The organism is Streptomyces sp. SID14478 (assembly GCF_010548525.1).
Lineage (GTDB): Bacteria > Actinomycetota > Actinomycetes > Streptomycetales > Streptomycetaceae > Streptomyces.
Window position 1 is genome coordinate 1 of record NZ_JAAGMG010001406.1, and the last position, 979, is coordinate 979.

General features: G+C 74.7%; 1 protein-coding gene. It reads left to right on the plus strand.

Annotated features, from left to right (window positions below):
• Positions 1-979: AAA family ATPase (locus G3I40_RS44600; RefSeq protein ID WP_164560491.1), on the plus strand; the 979-nt coding region annotated here is incomplete at both ends.

The following is a 979-nucleotide window of genomic DNA, read 5'->3' on the forward strand; positions in this document are numbered from 1 at the left end:
GGCGGCACCGGCGCGGAGCTGATGCCCGCGGGCGGCGGCGCCCGCGTCGTGGCCGTGACCGGCGCCAAGGGCGGCGTCGGCACCACCCTGGCCGCCGTCCAACTCGCCCTCGCCGCACGGGCGTCCGGCCGCTCCGTGGCCCTCCTGGACCTCGACCTCCAGTCCGGGGACGTGGCCTCCTACCTCGACGTCCAGTTCCGCCGCTCCGTCGCCGACCTGGCGGCCATCCGCGACATCACCCCGCGCGTCCTCCAGGACGCCGTCTTCACCCACGAGACCGGCATCGACCTCCTGCTCGCCCCCGCCGACGGCGAGCGCGGCGAAGAGGTCACCGACCGCGTCGCCCGCCAGGTCGTCCACGCCCTGCGCGCCCGCTACGAGGTCGTGGTCGTCGACTGCGGTACGCAGATGGGCGCGGCCAACGCCGCGGCGATCGAACTCGCCGACCAGACGGTCCTGTTGGTCACCCCGGATGTCGTGGCGGTCCGCGCCGCGAAACGCATGGTCCGCCTCTGGGACCGCCTCCAGATCCGCAAGGCGGAGGAGACCCTCACGGTCGTCAACCGGCACGCCCGCACCACCGAGATCCAGCCAACTCTGGTCGAGCGGGTCACCGGCACGAAGACCACCCGCACGTCGGTCCCCGCCGCCTACAAGGAACTCCAGGCGGCCGTCGACGCGGGCCGGATGCAGGACCTCGACAACCGCTCGACGGTCAAGCAGGCGCTGTGGGCCCTGGCCGGCGAACTCGGCCTGGTCGCGGCCCCGGACCCCGCCGCGGGCGGCCGCCGCTCCCGCCGCCGCTCCGACAAGGGCGCGGTGACGCTGGAGTTCGCGGCGATGTTCCCGCTGGTGCTGGTCGTGATGGCGCTGATGTGGCAGTGCGTGCTGTACGGATACACGTACTCGCTGGCCGGGAACGCGGCGGACGAGGCGGCGCGGGCGGCGACGTCGGCCGCCGCCGGGAACGGGGACGCGG